Origin of the sequence: Streptomyces sp. x-80, from assembly GCF_046549095.1 — a bacterium.
GTDB classification, from domain to species: Bacteria; Actinomycetota; Actinomycetes; order Streptomycetales; family Streptomycetaceae; genus Streptomyces; species Streptomyces celluloflavus.
This window is the reverse complement of sequence record NZ_JAJPWM010000023.1, coordinates 13,878-31,554: the sequence shown is the minus strand read 5'-3', so window position 1 is coordinate 31,554 and position 17,677 is coordinate 13,878. Positions and strand designations below refer to the sequence as shown.

General features: G+C 74.0%; 18 protein-coding genes. 8 read left to right on the top strand and 10 right to left on the bottom strand.

Annotated elements, in window-relative coordinates:
- Positions 1 to 167: 167 nt before the first annotated feature.
- The 6 genes from cseC to ACLJWH_RS34525 all read right to left on the bottom strand — a co-directional run bounded on the left by cseC (position 168) and on the right by ACLJWH_RS34525 (position 5,907).
- Positions 168 to 1,469 carry a two-component system sensor histidine kinase CseC gene (cseC, locus tag ACLJWH_RS34550; protein ID WP_411145750.1) on the bottom strand — a complete coding sequence of 434 codons (1,302 nt, stop codon included), beginning with the start codon at positions 1,467 to 1,469 and terminating at the stop codon, positions 168 to 170.
- An 8-nt stretch (positions 1,470 to 1,477) separates the two neighbouring features.
- Complete coding sequence (gene cseB, locus ACLJWH_RS34545; RefSeq protein WP_411145749.1) at positions 1,478 to 2,188, bottom strand: two-component system response regulator CseB; 711 nt, start codon at positions 2,186 to 2,188, stop codon at positions 1,478 to 1,480.
- Between the two features lie 8 nt (positions 2,189 to 2,196).
- Positions 2,197 to 2,835, bottom strand: a complete 639-nt coding sequence (locus tag ACLJWH_RS34540) for a hypothetical protein (protein WP_411145748.1) — start codon at positions 2,833 to 2,835, stop codon at positions 2,197 to 2,199.
- Positions 2,836 to 2,986: 151 nt separating this feature from the next.
- A complete protein-coding gene (locus ACLJWH_RS34535; RefSeq protein WP_052860859.1) occupies positions 2,987 to 3,538 on the bottom strand; it encodes a SigE family RNA polymerase sigma factor in 552 nt (183 codons plus the stop codon).
- Between the two features lie 412 nt (positions 3,539 to 3,950).
- A complete protein-coding gene (locus tag ACLJWH_RS34530; protein ID WP_411145747.1) occupies positions 3,951 to 4,910 on the bottom strand; it encodes an A/G-specific adenine glycosylase in 960 nt (319 codons plus the stop codon).
- A gap of 265 nt (positions 4,911 to 5,175) precedes the next feature.
- Positions 5,176 to 5,907, bottom strand: coding sequence for a GntR family transcriptional regulator (locus ACLJWH_RS34525; protein WP_411145746.1), 732 nt, complete (start codon positions 5,905 to 5,907; stop codon positions 5,176 to 5,178).
- 156 nt (positions 5,908 to 6,063) lie between these two features.
- On the opposite strand from ACLJWH_RS34525, the gene ACLJWH_RS34520 reads away from it, so the two are divergent.
- The 3 genes from ACLJWH_RS34520 (at position 6,064) to ACLJWH_RS34510 (ending at position 7,107) form a co-directional block, all read left to right on the top strand.
- Positions 6,064 to 6,261: a hypothetical protein gene (locus ACLJWH_RS34520; protein WP_411145745.1), complete on the top strand. Its 198-nt coding sequence runs from the start codon at positions 6,064 to 6,066 to the stop codon at positions 6,259 to 6,261.
- Between the two features lie 9 nt (positions 6,262 to 6,270).
- On the top strand, positions 6,271 to 6,501 hold the full coding sequence (locus ACLJWH_RS34515) for a hypothetical protein (RefSeq protein WP_411145744.1): 231 nt from the start codon (positions 6,271 to 6,273) through the stop codon (positions 6,499 to 6,501).
- Positions 6,502 to 6,594: 93 nt separating this feature from the next.
- Positions 6,595 to 7,107 (top strand): pyridoxamine 5'-phosphate oxidase, encoded by a 513-nt coding sequence (locus ACLJWH_RS34510; RefSeq protein WP_411145743.1) that lies wholly within the window; start codon positions 6,595 to 6,597, stop codon positions 7,105 to 7,107.
- A 78-nt stretch (positions 7,108 to 7,185) separates the two neighbouring features.
- Here the strand turns inward: ACLJWH_RS34510 and ACLJWH_RS34505 are convergent, their stop codons facing one another.
- On the bottom strand, positions 7,186 to 7,770 hold the full coding sequence (locus ACLJWH_RS34505; protein WP_411145742.1) for a phosphatase PAP2 family protein: 585 nt from the start codon (positions 7,768 to 7,770) through the stop codon (positions 7,186 to 7,188).
- Between the two features lie 257 nt (positions 7,771 to 8,027).
- Between ACLJWH_RS34505 and ACLJWH_RS34500 the strand changes: the two genes are divergently transcribed.
- Both ACLJWH_RS34500 and ACLJWH_RS34495 read left to right on the top strand, forming a co-directional pair.
- Positions 8,028 to 8,837 carry a hypothetical protein gene (locus ACLJWH_RS34500; RefSeq protein ID WP_411145741.1) on the top strand — a complete coding sequence of 270 codons (810 nt, stop codon included), beginning with the start codon at positions 8,028 to 8,030 and terminating at the stop codon, positions 8,835 to 8,837.
- Positions 8,838 to 8,910: 73 nt separating this feature from the next.
- Complete coding sequence (locus tag ACLJWH_RS34495) at positions 8,911 to 9,897, top strand: NAD-dependent epimerase/dehydratase family protein (RefSeq protein ID WP_411145740.1); 987 nt, start codon at positions 8,911 to 8,913, stop codon at positions 9,895 to 9,897.
- Positions 9,898 to 10,080: 183 nt separating this feature from the next.
- On the opposite strand, the gene disA is transcribed toward ACLJWH_RS34495, so the two are convergent.
- Both disA and radA read right to left on the bottom strand, forming a co-directional pair.
- Positions 10,081 to 11,205: a DNA integrity scanning diadenylate cyclase DisA gene (gene disA, locus ACLJWH_RS34490; RefSeq protein WP_411145739.1), complete on the bottom strand. Its 1,125-nt coding sequence runs from the start codon at positions 11,203 to 11,205 to the stop codon at positions 10,081 to 10,083.
- Between the two features lie 120 nt (positions 11,206 to 11,325).
- Positions 11,326 to 12,738: a DNA repair protein RadA gene (radA, locus tag ACLJWH_RS34485; protein ID WP_411145738.1), complete on the bottom strand. Its 1,413-nt coding sequence runs from the start codon at positions 12,736 to 12,738 to the stop codon at positions 11,326 to 11,328.
- 247 nt (positions 12,739 to 12,985) lie between these two features.
- On the opposite strand from radA, the gene ACLJWH_RS34480 reads away from it, so the two are divergent.
- On the top strand, positions 12,986 to 14,776 hold the full coding sequence (locus tag ACLJWH_RS34480) for a BACON domain-containing protein (RefSeq protein ID WP_411145737.1): 1,791 nt from the start codon (positions 12,986 to 12,988) through the stop codon (positions 14,774 to 14,776).
- A gap of 60 nt (positions 14,777 to 14,836) precedes the next feature.
- Here the strand turns inward: ACLJWH_RS34480 and ACLJWH_RS34475 are convergent, their stop codons facing one another.
- Positions 14,837 to 15,685: a hypothetical protein gene (locus ACLJWH_RS34475; RefSeq protein WP_411145736.1), complete on the bottom strand. Its 849-nt coding sequence runs from the start codon at positions 15,683 to 15,685 to the stop codon at positions 14,837 to 14,839.
- Between the two features lie 58 nt (positions 15,686 to 15,743).
- On the opposite strand from ACLJWH_RS34475, the gene ACLJWH_RS34470 reads away from it, so the two are divergent.
- Together ACLJWH_RS34470 and ACLJWH_RS34465 are read left to right on the top strand one after the other, a co-directional pair.
- A complete protein-coding gene (locus tag ACLJWH_RS34470; RefSeq protein ID WP_411145735.1) occupies positions 15,744 to 16,676 on the top strand; it encodes a Ppx/GppA family phosphatase in 933 nt (310 codons plus the stop codon).
- Positions 16,677 to 16,807: 131 nt separating this feature from the next.
- The gene (locus ACLJWH_RS34465) at positions 16,808 to 17,632 is read left to right on the top strand and encodes a sugar phosphate isomerase/epimerase family protein (RefSeq protein WP_172451020.1); all 825 of its coding nucleotides are present in this window, start codon (positions 16,808 to 16,810) and stop codon (positions 17,630 to 17,632) included.
- Positions 17,633 to 17,677 lie beyond the last annotated feature (45 nt).

Sequence of the window (17,677 nt, the reverse complement as noted above, 5' to 3'; positions counted from 1 at the left end):
ACGGACACCGCCGGTGCCGGCCGGCGGCCGGCGAGCAGCACACCGACGCGGGCCGGACCGCGGGGCACGGCCCCTCCCGGCGCCGGCGCCGACGGCCACGATCAGCAGCCGACAGCCGACAGCCGACAGCCGACAGCCGACAGCCGACAGCCGACAGCCGACAGCCGTCAGCGGTCGGGAAGATGGATGACGGGGAAGCTGCCGGTGTCCGTCGGCGCGTTCTCCGGCAGCCACAGGACGGAGACGGCGCCGGTCGAACCGTCGGTGAGCTCCTCGGCGTTGCGGAACGTCAGTCGCGCGCCCAGCACCCGGGCCTGCCCCGCCGCGATGGTCAGGCCCAGGCCGTGGCCGCGGCCCGCCCGGTCGCTGCTGCCGGTGCGGAAGCGGCTGGGGCCCTCGCGCAGCAGCGCCTCGGGAAAGCCCGTGCCGTGGTCGCGGACCCGCAGCACCCGGCCCTCGACGGTGACCTCGATGGGCGGTCTGCCGTGCCGGGCGGCGTTGGCGATGAGATTGCCGAGGATGCGCTCCAGCCGCCGCGGGTCGGTGGTGACCTCCGCGTCCCGTACGACGTCGATGCCGATGTCCGGGTTGAGGGCCCGCACCCGGCGGGTGACGAATTCGCCGAGCGCGACGTCCTGGAGTTCGGCGCGCTCCGCGTAGCCGTCGAGCCGGGCCACTTCGAGAACGTCCTCCACGAGCGTGCGCATCGCCTGCGCACGGTCGCGGACCAGCTCGGAAGGGCGGCCGGGCGGCAGCAGCTCGGCGGCGGTCAGCAGACCGGTGACCGGGGTGCGCAGCTCGTGCGCGATATCGGCGGTGACCCGGCGCTCCGCCTCGATGCGCTGCTGGAGGGCGTCCGACATGGCGTCCACCGCCCAGGCCAGATCGTCGGTCTCGTCCCTGACCCGGCCGCCGACCTCGTCACGGATACGGACGGAGGTGTCGCCGTCGGCGAGCCGGCCCGCGGCGGCCGCGGCCTTGCGCAGCCGCTTGGAGAGCCGGCCGCCGACCAGGACGCCCAGCGCGCAGCCGCCGACCACGACCGCGGTCGAGCCGATCAGCAGCGCCTGGTCCAGGTCGTCCAGGACGGCGAACCGGTCGGGGAACCGGTCGTGGAGGGAGAGCACCCGGCCGTTGCCGGCCGGGGCGGCGGCCCACACCTCGGGGGCGGTCTGCCCGGTGTCCTGGAGGAAGGTCGCGCGCTTGTTCTTGACGACCGCCGCGCGCAGTGCCTTCGGCAGCGACGGGTCGTCGATCTTGGCGCCGAACTGGAGCCGGCCGGTGGACTCGAAGATCTTCTGCGTGAAGTTGAGTCGCTCGATCTGCACGTCCCGGCTGTTGTCGAGCATCGAGCCACGGGCGGCGTTGTGCACGACAAGGCTCAGTGCGACGGCGACCAGCGCACCGACGAGCGCGATCGCGGCACTGAGCTTCCATCTCAGGCCCGTCCGCAGGGCCAGCCTGACCACCGCAGGTGTCAGCCTCTCAGCTTGTATCCGAAGCCCCGGACCGTCTCGATCCGGTCCTGGCCGATCTTGCCGCGCAGCCGCTGGACATGGACGTCCACGACCCGGGTGTCCCCGCCCCAGCCGTAGTCCCACACCCGCTCCAGCAGCCGGTCGCGCGAGAGGACCGTACCCGGCGCGTTGGAGAACTCCAGCAGCAGGCGCATCTCGGTCGGGGTCAGCGCGACATTCGCGCCGCCCTTGCGGACCTCCATGCCCTCGGTGTCCACCTCCAGATCACCGAAGCGCAGCACGGCCTCGGCCGGCCCGTCCGCGTCCGCCGCGCCGCCGCCCGCCCCGTCCGGGCCGCTGGCATGGCCGAAGCGGCGCAGCACGGCGCGGATCCGGGCGACCAGCACCGCGCCGTCGAACGGTTTGGTGACGTAGTCGTCGGCGCCGGCCTCCAGGCCGAGCACCACATCGATGGAGTCGGCGCGGGCCGACAGCATGATCACGGGGACGGTGGACTCATCGCGGATCCGGCGGCACAGACTGACGCCGTCGAGCCCCGGCACCATCACGTCCAGCAGTGCGATGTCGGGGCGGTCGGCGCGGAACGCCTCCAGGCCCGCGAGCCCGTCGGGCATCGCGGTGACCACGAAACCGTCCCGCTCCAGGGCGAGCTGGGTGGCCTCGCGGATGACGTCGTCGTCCTCGACGAAGAGCACATGGGTGTCGGCCATGCGGCTGTCTAACCCTCCGATCCCGTGTCCGACGGCTGGGGGCTGTCGGCGTCGGTCTTGCTGTAGTCGGTGTGATAGCGGTCGTACTCGGTGAAGCGGCCGTCCGCCCAACGGTAGGTCAGCACGTCCTCACCGGAAGGACAGCACACCTTGTCCCCCGCGGCATAGGTCTGCTTGGAAATCTCCAGCTCACCCTTGTTGACCCCGGCGTAGACGGTCGGCTGTTCATTTGTGAACACGTTGTCATACCCGGTGTGCGCACCGCTCCGCTTCCGGTAGACGTACGAGCCGATGCCGACGGAGTCCGCGCAGGTCATGACATTGACGATGACATCGGGGGTCTTGTTGCCGGTCAGTGAGGCATACGTCACGTCGAGGGGGTACTCGTCGGCGGCGCACGGTTTGGCGAGGGACTTCTTCACATCGTCGCCGACCTTCGCGTCGCCCTTCAGCAGCGCCACCGCGTCGACCTTCGTGTACGCGGCGCTCGGCTTCGGCGCGGGCGACGCGCTCAGCGCGCCCTTGGGAGGCGCCGGGGTGTGGCTCGCCGTCCCCTCGGCGCGTACGCCCTCGCCCCCGGTGTGACAGCCGGCCAGCAAAAGGCCCAGCGCGGCCACCCCCGCGGTGGCCGCGCCGCCTGTGGTCAACCCGTTCCTGGTCAACCTGTTCCTGGTCAAACCGCTCCCGCTCACCGCGCTGCTCGCACAGCCACCGCTCCTGCTGCTGTTCCTGCGGCGATTGTCGCGCGTCCGGCTGTGCGCCGTGCCGCGGCGGTCGCCCGGGGCCCCGCGCCGCCCGTCAGGCCGCGCACCGCTCCCGCTCCTGCTCACCGCGCTCCAGGATCCGGGCGTCGATGTCACGGTTCTCCAGCTCCTGGCGGAGCCGGGCCAGCGCCCGGTGCAGGGTGCTCTTGACCGTCCCCGTGGACATGCCCAGCGCCGCCGCGGTCTCCTCCGTGCTCATCTGCTCCCAGTGCCGCAGCACCACGACGCTGCGCTGCTTGGGAGCCAGTACCCCGAGGATGTCCATCAGCAGGGCGCGGTCGGCGCGCTGCTCGGTGCCGTCGTCGACGCTGGCGTCCGGGAGCTGCTCGGTGGGCACCTCCTCCAGCTTGCGCGCCCGCCACCACTCGGTCCGCGTGTTGATCATGACGCGGCGGAGGTAGGCGTCGGCCAGGGACTTGTCCGCGATGCCGTCCCAGCGCCCGTAGGTGCGGACCAGGGCCGTCTGGAGCAGGTCCTGGGCGTCGACCGGATCGGGCACCAGGCGCCGCGCGCTGCGCAGCAGGGCCTCCTGCCGCGTCCGTACGTACTCTTCGAAGTCCAGTACCTTGCCGCCGCTGGTCGCCATCCCGACGCCTCCGATCCGCTTGCGTTCCCCACGTTGACCGTGCCGGTGGTCATCTCCAGCACGAGGAAGACGCTACGGAGGGGGTGTTGCGGCGCAATGTGCGTCGGCCCCACAGGGAGTGCACGGAAAACCCTCGGTTGTGTAACAGCGGGCCGGGGGTCATCCCGTGGATGGACGAGAGGTAGCGGCGGCTCATACTCCTGGGGGACGACTGCCCCGCCAGAAGGCCGACTGCCCCTGGTACAGGCGAAATCAGGCCGATCGGAGACGATTTCCGGTCATCCGGCGCGAAACGTGACAGGGGTACGCCCATCGTCACCGGAGGGGCGCCGCCGCCACCGGGACGGGCCCACAAACGCCCGCGGCGGCCGCCGGAGCGGCCGCCGCGCACCCTCTCGTCACGGGACAGCCCTCAGGTGAGGGGCAGTCGGTAGCGGCCGCCCGCCAGCGGTTCCACCAGGCCGTCCGCCACCAGCCCGTCCAGCGCGCGGGCCCGCTGCACCGGCTCGTGCCACACCGCGTCCAGCACGGTCTGCGGTACCGGCGTGACGGCCTCGCGCAGCACGGCCAGCAGCTTGCCGCGCACCTGCCGGTCGGTACCGGCGTACGTCTGGGTGCGCCGCGCCGGGCCCTCGTGCGCCGGGGAACCGGCCAGCCGCCAGGCGCACTGCGCGGCGATCGGGCAGCGCACGCACTCCGGGCCGCGCGCCGTGCAGACCAGCGCGCCGAGCTCCATCGTGGCCGCCGCCCAGCGCGCCGCGAGGTGCTCGTCCGCGGGCAGCAGGGCGCGGGCGAGCTTGCGCTCCGCGGCGGTGGTGGCGTTCGGCGGGTACTGGCGGCCGGCCACCGCACGGGCGAACACCCGGCGCACATTGGTGTCCAGCACCGCGTGCCGCTGTCCGTACGCGAAGGAGGCGACGGCCGCCGCCGTGTATTCGCCGACACCGGGCAGCGCCAGCAGCTGTGCGTGCTCGCGCGGTACGTCACCGCCGTGCCGCTCCTGTATGGCGGAGGCGGCGGCGTGCAGGCGCAGTGCGCGGCGCGGATAGCCGAGCCGGCCCCAGGCGCGGACCGCCTCGCCCGGCGCCTCGGCGGCCAGGTCGGCGGGGCGCGGCCAGCGGGCCAGCCACTGCTCGTACACCGGCAGCACTCTGCTGACCGGCGTCTGCTGGAGCATGAACTCGCTGACCATCACGCCCCAGGCGCCCGCCTCGGGGCGGCGCCAGGGCAGATCGCGGGCGTGCTCGTCGAACCAGTCGGTGACGGGGCCGTGCAGGCCGGTCCCGTCGGCGGACTCCGCGGCCGGGAAGGCGGCGGAGACGGTCTCGGCGGCGGCGGTCGTGGCAGTGGGGGTGGCAGGCGTCGAAGTCATGGCACCGCAGATCCTGACACGAGCACGGTCACCCGGGAAACGCACCGGGCCGCCGCAGCGCACGCCCACCCGCATGCCGGACGGCCGAGTGCGTACGGGTGGCCGCTACCGGCGGTACGCGGCCGTGGCGCGGCGGGCCCGGGAGCCGGGCCCGGCCCGCGGCACCGGTACGCGCCGCGGCCGCCTGTCCCGCTGTGGGCGGCACTCGCCGCGCCGGCGCTGCCGTATGGCGGGACGGGCGGGCGGCGGGGGCTCCCCGCACCCGTCAGGGCAAGTACTCGTACCCGATCGTCATCCGGGGCGGCAGGCACCATTCCCCGTACTCGATCACGCCGTCGTCGTCGGCCCACCGATGTGCTCCGGCGAGGACGGGTGTGCCGACCGGCAGGCCGAGATGCGAGGCTTCCCGTTCGTCCGCCGCGCGCCCGTGCATGTCGTCGCGGGCGTAGGTGATCCGGCGGCCGGTCGCTTCCAGGACCCGCGCCGTCAGGTCGTCGTTCTTCTTCCGGCCGGTGCTGAGCAGGTCGGGCACCATGGCCGCGAAGTGCGCCGGGTACCAGTTCACGCCGAAGGCGAGTCGAGTGCCGCCCCGGCCGGTCGTGTACTCCCGCCGCACCACTTGGTCCCCGTGGTCAAGGTCGAAGATCTCGGCCACGTACAGCGGCGGGGCGACCAGCGACGCGGAGGAAACCGCGCTGGTCTCGCCCGCCATGAGCATGGACCGCACCCGCTGGACGCGGGCCAGCCGGTCCCGCGCCGACACCCCGGCCATGGGGTCGTCGGCGACGAACGTCCCGCGCGGGCTGGTCCTGATGATCCCTTCGACCTGGAGCTGTTGCAGCGCCCGGCCGACCGTCGCGACGGCGACGCCCCAACTGCCGGACATCTCCTTGTTGGTCGGCAGCTTGACGCCCGGTTCGAGGTCGCCGGAAAGGATCTTCTCGCGGTAGTGGTTGGCGATCCGGGCGAAGGTCTTGGGAGTGCCGCTGTCGGGCATGTCCGTGACTCCATGCGATCGGCGATCTAGGTCACTCTTGAGCGTACTAGTTCACCAAACGCTCAGGAAGGAAACCTAGTTCATGGCTATGGTGAACTAGGTTACTCGTTCTGAGTGGCCGTCATCCGGCTGTGCGTGAGAGTGAGGACGTGGGACATGTACCTGGACTACGGGAAACCGGAGCGGACGAGGGCACCGGAGCCGCTGCTGATGTGGCCCACGGCGGACCCGGTACCGGCGCCGGGCTGCGGTGTGTGCGGGATGCTGGCGGAAGAGCGGGGCTCCGCCTATGGGGCCCGTGACATGTCCCGGGTGACCGACCTCAACGTCAGGATCCGGCGCCACCCCTCATGAGGGGTGCTGATGACCCGCCCGGTGATGAGGCTCCTGCCGTACCGGTTCGAGCAGGACGTGGCCGCTGCGCCGCTGTATGAAGCGGTATGTGTGTGCGGTGACAGCGAGGACTGCGGCGAAGAGTCCGGGCAGTGGCTGACCCCGCATCCGGTCGAGGTGTGGATGCGGGCGCACCGCGGAGACACCGGGCACCGGCGGTTCCGGCGGGCGTTCGTGGACTATGCCGACGTGAGCCACTGAGTGACCGCCGTCCCGTGCCGGCGGTGGGCCGGCACGGGACGGAAGGCGGGCCTGGTGGGGGAGGGGTGACCGGGGCGGGAGGAGGATGCCGGTATGAGTGATGCCGGTATGAGTGAGGCAGCGGGTACGGCGGCCGGGGCGGGCTGTCCGGAGGGAATCCGGCGGGCGCTGGGCGCGCATTCGACGATGACGCTGGCGTATGTGGACGAGGACGGGCCGCAGGCGTGTGCGGTGCTGTACGCGGTGGGCGAGGGCGGGCGGGGGCCGGCGCTGTACTTCGTCACGGCGGTCACCACGCGGCACGGCCGGGCGCTCGGGGAGCCCGGTGCGCGGGTCGCGTTCACGGCGCAGCGGGACGGCCAGGAGTGGAGCGGGCTGACCGGGCTCCAGGGCCGGGGGCGGTGCCGCCCGCTGGCCGGGGCCGAGCGGGCGGCGGGCTGGCGCGTCTACACCGGGCGGTTCCCGTTCGTCGGGGAGAGCGAGCGGCTGCGCGCGGCGCTGGAGCGGACCACGCTGTGGGAGCTGCGCCCCGACTGGCTGCGGCTGATCGACAACGGGCGGGGGTTCGGACACAAGGAGGAGTGGCGGGCCCCGGCGGGCCCGTAGCCCCGGCGGGGAGCCGGCCGGGGGAGTGGGACGGGCCGCCCGTGCCCCGTTGGCGGCCGGCCCGCGCCGGTCGGGCGGCTACGCGGCCACCAGCACTCGCCAGCGGCCCGACCGCATCCGCAGGACCAGGCCGGTCACGGTGCCCGTGAGCAGTGCCACGCAGAGTGCCGCCACCAGCGTGCCCAGGCCGAGGCCGACCAGCACGTCGTGCGGGTAGTGGACGCCGACGAACACCCGGGAGAAGCCGGTCAGCAGCGCGACCGGGAGCGCGAGCCAGAGGGCGGCCCGCCAGGCGAAGACGATGCCCACGGCCAGCGCCGCCGCGAGCGTGGAGTGGTTGCTCGGGAAGGACCAGTCGCCCTCGGGCGGGCACGGCACGATCGAGGCGGCGGCCCCCGCCACGGCCCGGCACGGCCGTTCCTCGTTCACCAGGCTCTTGACGATCTCGCTCAGGGCATACGCGACGATGGTCGCCACCGGCACCAGCACCGCGAGCGCGACCGCGCGCGCCTCGCCGCGCCGCGACCGCCACCAGCCCAGCACCGCCACCGCCATCAAGAGCAGCAGCCCGCCCGAAGTGCCCAGGTCGGCCAAGGTGCGTATCCAGTCGGGAGCGCCATGCGCAAGGTCGGTGATGTCGCGATAGAGATCGGTGCTGTTCATGGACGTTGACGGTACGGAAGGTGAACCCCTTCTCGCATCCGGCGATCGGCCGGAGGTACATCTGACGAAAGTCGGATTGCGTAGTCGGTCGTAAGCGGTCCGAAACGATCCGTTACTGTCCGATTCATGCGAAATGGGCGGAAATTGGGGCGGGCGGCTCTTCTCCGGGCCGCTTCCGGGCCGATGATGAGAAAAGTTGCAGCTTCGTACGGCGGGTACTGGACGGTGCGGGCGCCGTTCTCTCGTAGAGTTTCCGCGTGGGATCACTGCGCAATCCGATCGGGCCGCTCCCCTCCTCCATCTACTGGCGGCGGAGGGCCGTTGCGCTGGCCATCATCGCCGTACTCGCCCTCCTGGTGGTGTGGGCCGTCAACTTGGGCGGCACCAGCGGAAAGACCGCCGACGAGAGCAAGGGATCGAAGGGGTCGGGGCCCGCGACGTCCATCACGCCGGGACCACCCTCCGACGGCCCGGCGATCAGCCAAAAGCCGGGCGGACGCGATGAGTCGGGCAGCGGCGGCGGCTCCGGCTCGGCAGGCGGCGGCTCCGAGCCGGGCGGCGGCGGAGGGTCCGGCGGCGGTACGGGCTCCGGCGGCGGTACGGGGGCCGGTGTCCCGATCGGCGAGGGCTCGGGCAAGGACGCGCTGGCGGCCGGCGCCGCCGTCGCGAACTGCGCTTCGGACACCACCGAGTTGGCGCTGCACAGCCTCAAGAACTCCTACGGCCCGGACACGAAGCCCAAGTTCGAGCTGACCGTCAAGAACTCCGCGGACGCCGCCTGCAAGGTGGACCTCGGCCGGAAGTCCGCGGTGCTCACCATCACCGACACCGCGGGCGACGACCGGGTGTGGGCCTCCGACGACTGCCCGTCGGCCACCGGCCCCGCGCTGCTCCAGGTGCCGGCGAAGGGCGCCATGAAGCGCACCGTCGAGTGGGACCGCAAGGCGAGCGCCCCGCACTGCGCGACGCCGAGCGCGGCCGCGGTGCCGGCCGGTACGTACCTCCTCGAGGCCAAGGTGCCGGGCCTGTCCGCGGCCCGGACGTCCTTCGTCCTCACCAAGGACTGAGCGGGCGGGATTCCGCTGAGAGCGTGCCGCGCCGTACTGGTCGGCGCGGTGTGGGTGGGGCACAGTCGCCGGTATGAGGCTTCTGATACTGGGTGGTACGGAGTTCGTGGGCCGGGCGGTCGCCGAGGCGGCGCTGGCCCGGGGCTGGCAGGTGACGGTGTTCCACCGCGGGCACCACGCGCCGCCGCCGGGGGTGACGGTCCGCCACGGCGACCGCGGGGACACGGCGGGGCTCGCGGCCCTGGCGACGGGCGAGTGGGACGCCGTCGTCGACACCTGGAGCGGTGCACCGTCGGCGGTGCGGGACACGGCGCGGCTGCTGGCCGGGCGGACCGGGACGTACGTCTACGTCTCCAGCCGGTCGGTCCACACCTTCCCGGCGGCGGCCGGCCTCGACGAACAGGGCCCGCTGGTGACCGGCTCCGCCGACGCCACGGACGCGGACGACTACGCCGCGGCCAAGCGCGGCGGTGAACTGGCCGCGGCCGGCGCCTTCGGGGACCGGGCGCTGCTGGTGCGCCCGGGGCTGATCATCGGCCCCCACGAGAACATCGGACGGCTGCCGTGGTGGCTGACCCGGATCGCCCGCGGCGGCCCGGTGCTCGCGCCCGGACCGCGCGAACTGGCCCTCCAGTACATCGACGCCCGCGATCTCGCGGAATGGACGCTGGACGCCGTGCGCGACGGGCTCGGCGGCGCGTACAACGTGGTGAGCCCGCAGGGACACAGCACCATGGGCGAACTGCTGGAGAGCTGTGTACGGGTCACCGGCTCGGCCGCCGAACTGCGCTGGACCGACCCGGCGGACGTGCTCGCGGCCGGTATCGAGCCCTGGTCCGAACTGCCCGTCTGGCTGCCGCCGGGGGAGCTGCACGACACGCTGCACGCCGGCGATGTGTCCAAGGCCGTCGCCACCGGCCTGCGCTGCCGCCCCGTCGGCGAGACGGTGGCCGACACCTGGTCCTGGCTGCGCTCCCGCGGCGGGGCGGCACCGCAGCGCCCCGGCCGCCCGGCCGTCGGCCTGCCCCCGGAGAAGGAGGCGGCGGTGCTGGGCGGCTGAGGCGCCGGCCCGGGGCGGTGTGCGTCACCCGGTGTGCGCCACGGAGGCACGTGCCGGGGAGACGTACGGCACGGCGGCGTGCGGCGCAGGGCCGTGCCTGAGGGGGACGCGTACGGGGGCGGAACGCGTACGGCCCGCGCGGTGTGCGCCGCGCGGGCCGGGAACGCCGGGGGAGGCCGCCGGTCAGACGTACCGTTCGAGGATCGAGGACTCGGCGAGCCGGGACAGGCCCTCGCGGACCGAGCGGGCGCGGGCCTCGCCCACGCCGTCCACCGCCTGCAAGTCGTCCACGCTCGCGGCGAGCAGCTTCTGGAGGCCGCCGAAGTGGTCGACCAGGCGGTCGATGACGGCGCCCGGCAGCCGGGGGACCTTAGCCAGCAGCCGGAAACCGCGCGGCGAGACCGCGGAGTCCAGCGTCTCGGGCGAGCCGCTGTAGCCCAACGCGCGGGCCACGATGGGGAGTTCGAGCAGCTCGGTATGGGTGAGCGCGTCCAGCTCGGAGAGCGCCTCGGGGACCGTACGGGAGCGCTTGGCGGTCGGTTCGGGGACGTAGTCGCGGACGACCAGCTCGCGTTCGGGCTCCACACCGGCGATCAGCTCGTCCAGCTGGAGGGTGAGCAGCCGGCCGTCCGTGCCCAGTTCGACGACGTACTCGGCGATCTCGGTGGCGATCCGGCGGACCATCTCCAGACGCTGGGCGACCGCGGTGACATCGCGGACCGTCACCAGGTCCTCGATCTCCAGGGCGGAGAGGGTGCCGGCGACCTCGTCCAGCCGGAGCTTGTAGCGCTCCAGCGTCGCCAGCGCCTGGTTGGCGCGGGAGAGGATCGCGGCCGACTCCTCCAGGACGCGGCGCTCGCCGTCGACGTAGAGCGCGATCAGCCGCATGGACTGGCTGACCGAGACGACCGGGAAACCGGCCTGGATCGAGACGCGCTGGGCCGTGCGGTGGCGGGTGCCGGTCTCCTCCGTCGGGATGGAGGCGTCCGGGACCAGCTGCACACCGGCCCGCAGGATCTTGGTGATGTCCTTGTCGAGCACCAGCGCGCCGTCCAGCTTGCACAGTTCGCGCAGCCGCGTCGCGGTGAACTCCACGTCCAGCACGAAACCGCCGGTGCACATCGACTCGACGGTCTTGTCGAAGCCGAGCACGATCAGTCCGCCCGTATTGCCGCGGAGGATGCGCTCCAGACCGTCGCGCAGCGCCGTACCGGGCGCGACGGCGCTCAGCGAGGCGCGCATCAGGCCCTCGGTGCCGGGGTTCCCGCCGGACCTGCCGGGGGACGATGCCCGGTCGTTGGCTGCCACTGCACTCCTCCGTCGCAAGTCTGTCGGTCCGCGGGCCGCCCGGCCCTCGTCGCGGGACGCGCCGGCGGAGGTGCGTGTGCCGGGGCAGGACTGCGGTGACGGGCGAGACCAGGGCAAAGTCTACCGGCGCCGCTCCTCCTCCTGCGGAGCCTCCCGCCGCACCCGCTTGGGCAGCACGCTCAGCGCCGCGCCGACATCGGCGACCTCCAGCACCCGCATCCCGTCGGGGATCTTGCCCGGGTCGGACGGCACGAGCGCGTGCGTGAAACCGAGCCGGGCCGCCTCGGACAGCCGGCGCTGCACACCGGTGACCCGCCGGACCTCGCCCGCCAGCCCCACCTCGCCGATCGCCACCAGATTCTTCGGCAGCGGGGTGTCGCTCGCCGCACTGGCCAGCGCGAGCGCCACGGCCAGATCGGCGGCGGGCTCGGTCAGCTTCACACCGCCGACCGTCGCGCTGTAGATGTCCCGCTTGCCCAGGGCGCTGATCCGGCCGCGCTGCTCCAGGACGGCGAGCATCATCGAGACCCGGGAGGTCTCCAGACCGGAGGTCGTACGCCGCGGGGAGGGGATCTGGGAGTCGACGGTCAGCGCCTGCACCTCGGCGACCAGCGGACGGCGGCCCTCCAGGGTGACCGTCAGACAGGTGCCGGGCACCGGCTCGGCGCGGCGGGTCAGGAAGAGGCCCGAGGGGTCGGCGAGGCCGGTGATGCCCTCGTCGTGCAGCTCGAAGCAGCCGACCTCGTCGGTGGTGCCGTAACGGTTCTTGACGCCGCGCACCAGGCGCAGCCGGGCGTGCCGGTCGCCCTCGAAGCTGAGCACGACATCGACGAGGTGCTCCAGCAGCCGGGGGCCGGCGATGGCGCCGTCCTTGGTGACATGGCCGACCAGGAGGGTGGACATCGCGCGCTCCTTGGACGCCCGGATCAGCGCCCCGGCCACCTCGCGGACCTGCGCCATACCGCCCGGCGCGCCGTCGATCTCGGGTGAGGCGACGGTCTGCACGGAGTCCATGACCAGGAGGGACGGTTTGACGCTGTCCAGATGGCCCAGCACGGCGGAGAGGTCGGTCTCGGCCGCCAGATAGAGGTGGTCGTCGAGGGCGCCGATGCGGTCGGCGCGCAGCCGCACCTGGCTGGCGGACTCCTCGCCGGTGACGTAGAGGGTGCGGTGGTCGCCGGAAGCGGCCTTGGCGGCGACATCCAGCAGGAGGGTGGACTTGCCGACGCCCGGCTCGCCCGCGAGCAGCACGACCGCGCCGGGGACCAGCCCGCCGCCCAGCACCCGGTCCAGCTCCGGCACCCCGGTGGAGCGGGCGGTGGCCTGCCGGCCGTCGACCTGGCCGATGGGCACCGCGGCGGTGGTGACCCGGCCGGGCGCGGTCGTCCGCACCGCGGGGGCGCCGCCGAACTCCTCGACCGTGCCCCACGCCTGGCACTCGGGGCAGCGGCCGAGCCACTTCGCGGTGGTCCAGCCGCACTCGGTGCAGCGATAGGAGGGGCGCTCCTTGGCCGACGTTTTACGGGTTGCCATGAGGTCACCGTATCGGCGGGGTACGACAACGGATGACGGTGCCGCCCGTTGCGCCGATCGGACGCACCGGTGAGCACGGGGTGGGCGAGTACGGGGTGGGTGGGTACGGGCGTGGTGGATGGGGCGGGTGCGGGGCGGAAGGGTACGCGTCTCGTGTCCCCTTTTGAGGGAGATCGTCACCCGTAAGGGTTAAAACTGTTCTGGGTGGCGGAGAGTAGCTGCACCATCCGCCTACCGTCGCCGGGTGATGAGCAGCAGGCCCGAGCACCCCACGCACGGCACCGGCGCACACCGGTCGCGCAGCGGCGCCCCGCACCGGAGCCGGCCGCAGCCGCAGCCCGCCGGCCGGGCCGCGCGGCACCGCCGGCCGGACCGCCCCGACCGGCACGACGGCCCCGATCGCCATGGCCGGCCCGACCGTAAGGACTGTCCGGACCGCTACCACCTCTATCTGGACGGGCTGTTCACGTACTGCCTGTCCGTCCTGGGCGACCACGACGCGGCGAGTGCGGTGCTCGGGGAGGTGCTCGCGCTCGCCGAGCGGCACCGCGGCCGGCGTCCCGCCGCCCCGCTCCTCTACCGTCCCTGGCTCTACGCCCTGGCCCGCTGGGCCTGTCGGCGCCGGCTCGAACTGGCGGTGCTGGCCTGGCCGGAGGCGGTCGGCACCACCCCCGAGCAGCGCGAGGCGCTGGAGCTGTCGGTGCGCCATCGCCTCTCGGCGGGTCAGGTCGCCGCGGTGCTCGGCGCGGAACCGGCCGCCCTGCGCACGCTGCTGGCCGCCGCGTCCTGCGAGGTCGAGCGGACCCGCGCCGCGCTGGCCGTCGTCGAGTACGGCCGCTGTCCCGATGTCGCGCGGCTGGCGGACGAGGCCCCGATGCTGCTGGGCGCCGTGCTCCGCCGTGCGCTGGTGCGCCATGTGGACGACTGCGCGGAGTGCCGCCGGACGGCCGAGCGGGCCACCGCCGCCGGACCGTGGCCGGGCACCGCACCGGCCGCGCACGGCACGCTGCCGCTGGTCCCGGCCCCGCGGGAGGCCGTGTTCGGGGCGCTGGCGGCGGCCCGGCGGTCCCGGTCGGGGCGCGCCGAAGGGGTGGCGGGCGCGGGCGCCGCGGCGGGTTCGGGCCGGGCCGTCCGGAGGAGCCGGATGAGCCGGATGGGCCGGATGGGTAGGACAAACGGTTCTCCACGCTATGACCGCAGCGGATTCCCGCTCGGGCGCGCCGGCCGGGCCGCCCGCCGCGCCCGGCTGCGCGGCCGGGCGCTGACCACGACCGTCGTGGCAACGGTGCTGGCGGCGACGGTGCCGGTCCTGTGGGTGGCGTACCGCGGCGCCCCGGCGGCCGACGAGGCCGGCGGCTCCCCCGCGACGGCGGCCGGCGGACCGGACGGCGGGGACCGGCCGGGCCGCCGCCCGTACGAGAACGCGGGCAGTCTGCGGCCGACCCCGACCCCGACCCCGGACCGGCCACCGGCGCCCGGTCCGCCGGACGCCGCCGGGACGCCCGCCGCCCCGGCCCGGGTGAGCGGCGCGGCCGGGACCCCGGTGCGGCCGCTCGCGGCGGGCCGGGCGCGGCGGGGGCCGGGCCGGCTGACCGTCGCGGCGCAGCCGAGCGGCCCGGCGACGGTCATCACGCTCAGCGCCTCCGGCGGGGCGCCGGTGCGCTGGACCGCGTCGGCCGACGCGGTCTGGCTGCGGCTGAGCCACACGGCCGGGAAGCTGCGGCCCGGTGAGTCCTCGGACGTCCGGGTCCAGGTCGACCGCGACCGGGAGCCCGCGGGGCCCTGGCGGTCCCGGATCGCCATCGGCCCCGGCAGCGCCGCCGTCCTGATGGAGGGCCGCGGCCCGGCCCCGGCCCCATCGGTCCCCGCGGCCCCGGCCCCATCGGTCCCCGCGGCTCCGGCGGCCGCGGCTCCCGTACCGGTGCGCCCGCACACGCCGCCGTCCCCGGTGCCCGCCCCCACCGCGACCGGTCCGGCGACGGCCTTCGCCCCGGCGGGGCCGGGGTGGCGGCCGTTCCCGGCCGGCCCCGTCCGCTGAACGCACCGGGGGCGCCGGGCGAGTCGCCCGGCGCCCCCGACAGGGTGCGTACCGCCCGCGCTACGGGCGCGGGTCCGCGGGGTGCGGCGCCATCGGCAGCGCCGCCGCCAGCCGCTCCTCGCACAGCTGGACGAGCGCGGCGTACGCCTCCTCGCCCATCAGCTCGGTCAGCTCGGGCGCGTACGAGACGTACACCGGATCGCCCGCACCGTGCGCGGAGGTCGCGGAGGTGCACCACCAGTGCAGGTCATGACCGCCGGAACCCCAGCCGCGCCGGTCGTACTCACCGATGGTCACCTGGAGGACGCGGGTGTCGTCCGGCCGGTCGATCCAGTCGTAGGTGCGCCGGACCGGCAGCTGCCAGCAGACGTCCGGCTTGGTCTCCAGCGGTTCGCGGCCCTCGCGCAGCGCGAGGATGTGCAGCGAGCAGCCGGCGCCGGCCGCGAAGCCGGGGCGGTTCTGGAAGATGCACGAGCCCTGCCAGCGCCGGGTCTGCCGCTCGCCGTCCTCGTCCTCCTGGACCCAGCCGCTGTCCGTGCCGACATCGTGGAACTGCCATACCTCGGGCGTCAGCCGGGCCACGTGCCCGGCCACCCGCTGTTCGTCCTCCTCGTCCGAGAAGTGCGCGCCGAGCGTGCAGCAGCCGTCGTCCGCGCGGCCGGCCTGGATGCCCTGGCAGCCGCTGCCGAAGATGCACGTCCAGCGGGACGTCAGCCAGGTCAGATCGCAGCGGAAGAGCTGCTCGTCGTCCGCCGGGTCGGGGAAGGTGACCCAGGCGCGGGCGAAGTCGAGGCCGACCTCGTCGGCCGGGGCCCCCTGCGGACGCCGCGTTTCCGCCGCTGCCTGGGCGCGCCGCTTTTCCGCCTTCTTCAGGGCCTTTTCCTGCTTCGCCTTTTTCGTCTTTGCCACCACTCCAGACTAAGGCGGCCGTCACCTGTTCCCCGCCGCCGCCGGTTAGGTTTCCCGTATGAGACTCGGTGTCCTCGATGTGGGTTCGAACACGGTCCACCTCCTGGTGGTGGACGCGCACCCCGGCGCGCGCCCGCTGCCCGCCTACTCCCACAAGGCGGAGCTGCGCCTGGCGGAACTCCTCGACGCGGACGGCGCCATAAGTGACGCCGGGGTGGCGCGGCTGGAGACGACCGTCCGGGAGGCGATGCAGGTGGCCGAGGACAAGGGCGTCGAGGACGTGCTGCCGTTCGCCACCTCCGCGGTCCGTGAGGCGGCCAACGCCGAGGAGGTGCTGCGCCGGGTCGCCCAGGAGACCGGCGTCGAACTGCGGGTGCTGTCCGGCGAGGACGAGGCGCGGCTCACCTTCCTCGCTGCCCGCCGGTGGCTCGGCTGGTCCGCGGGCCGGCTGCTGGTGCTGGACATCGGCGGCGGCTCCCTGGAGATCGCCTACGGCCTGGACGAGGAGCCGGACGCGGCGGCCTCGCTGCCGCTCGGCGCCGGCCGGCTGACCGCCACCGCGCTGCCGGGCGACCCGCCGGACGCCGACGACGTACGGGCGCTGCGCCGCCGGGTACGGGCCGAGATCGCCCGGGAGGTGAGCTATTTCACCCGGTACGGCAGCCCCGACCACGTCGTCGGGACCTCCAAGACCCTCAAGCAGCTGGCCAGGATCGCGGGCGCGGCACGGTCGGGCGAGGGCCTGTACGTCCAGCGGGAACTGTCCCGCAAGAAGCTGGAGGAGTGGGTGCCGCGGCTGGCCGGGATGTCCGGGCGGGACCGGGCCGCGCTGCCCGGCGTGTCCGAGGGCCGCTCCCACCAGCTGCTCGCCGGGGCGCTGGTCGCCGAGGCCGCGATGGACCTGTTCGGGGTGGACACCCTGGACGTCTGCCCGTGGGCGCTGCGCGAGGGCGTCATCCTGCGCCGGCTGGACCATCTGCCGGCCCCGTGAACCGGACCGCCCGCCGCTTCCGTGGCGGGCCCCCGGCCTCGTGTGGCACGCGTCACCACCGCCCCGGCGGCGGTGCCCGGCCGTCCGTACCTCCTGCCCGGCGGGCGGCCGCGGCCCGTACGCTGTCCCTCGTGACAGAGCCAGTGGTGCGCATCCCCGATGCGAAGGTCGCCCTGTCCACGGCCTCGGTCTATCCGGAGTCGACGGCGACGGCCTTCGAGATCGCCGCGCGCCTGGGCTACGACGGCGTCGAGGTCATGGTGTGGACCGATCCGGTCAGCCAGGACATCGAGGCGCTGCGCCGGCTCTCGGACTACCACGGGGTGCCGGTGCTGGCCGTGCACGCGCCGTGTCTGCTGATCACCCAGCGGGTGTGGTCCACCGACCCGTGGGTCAAGTTGCAGCGCGCCCGCAACGCCGCGGAGAAGCTGGGCGCCACGACCGTCGTCGTCCACCCGCCGTTCCGCTGGCAGCGCAGCTACGCGCGGGAGTTCGTGCGCGGTGTGTGGCGGATGGAGCACGAGACGGACGTGCGGTTCGCCGTCGAGAACATGTACCCGTGGCGCTACCGGGACCGCGAGATGCTGGCGTACGCCCCGGACTGGGACCCGACCACCGACGACTACCGGCACTTCACCGTCGATCTCTCGCACACCGCGACCGCGCGCAGTGACGCGCTGGAGATGGTGGACCGGATGGGCGACCGGCTGGCCCACGTCCATCTCGCCGACGGCAACGGCTCCGCCAAGGACGAGCACCTGGTGCCGGGGCGCGGCAGCCAGCCGTGCGCCGAACTGCTGGAGCGGCTGGCCGTCGCGGGCTTCGACGGCCATGTGGTGGTCGAGGTCAACACCCGCCGGGCGATGTCCGCCGCGGAACGCGAGACGGACCTCGCCGAGGCGCTGGCCTTCACCAGGCTGCATCTCGCGTCGCCCACCCGGGTGCCGGGTTCGTAGGTACGGAGACGGGGACGGCGGCGGGGACGGGGCCGCGGCGCCGCG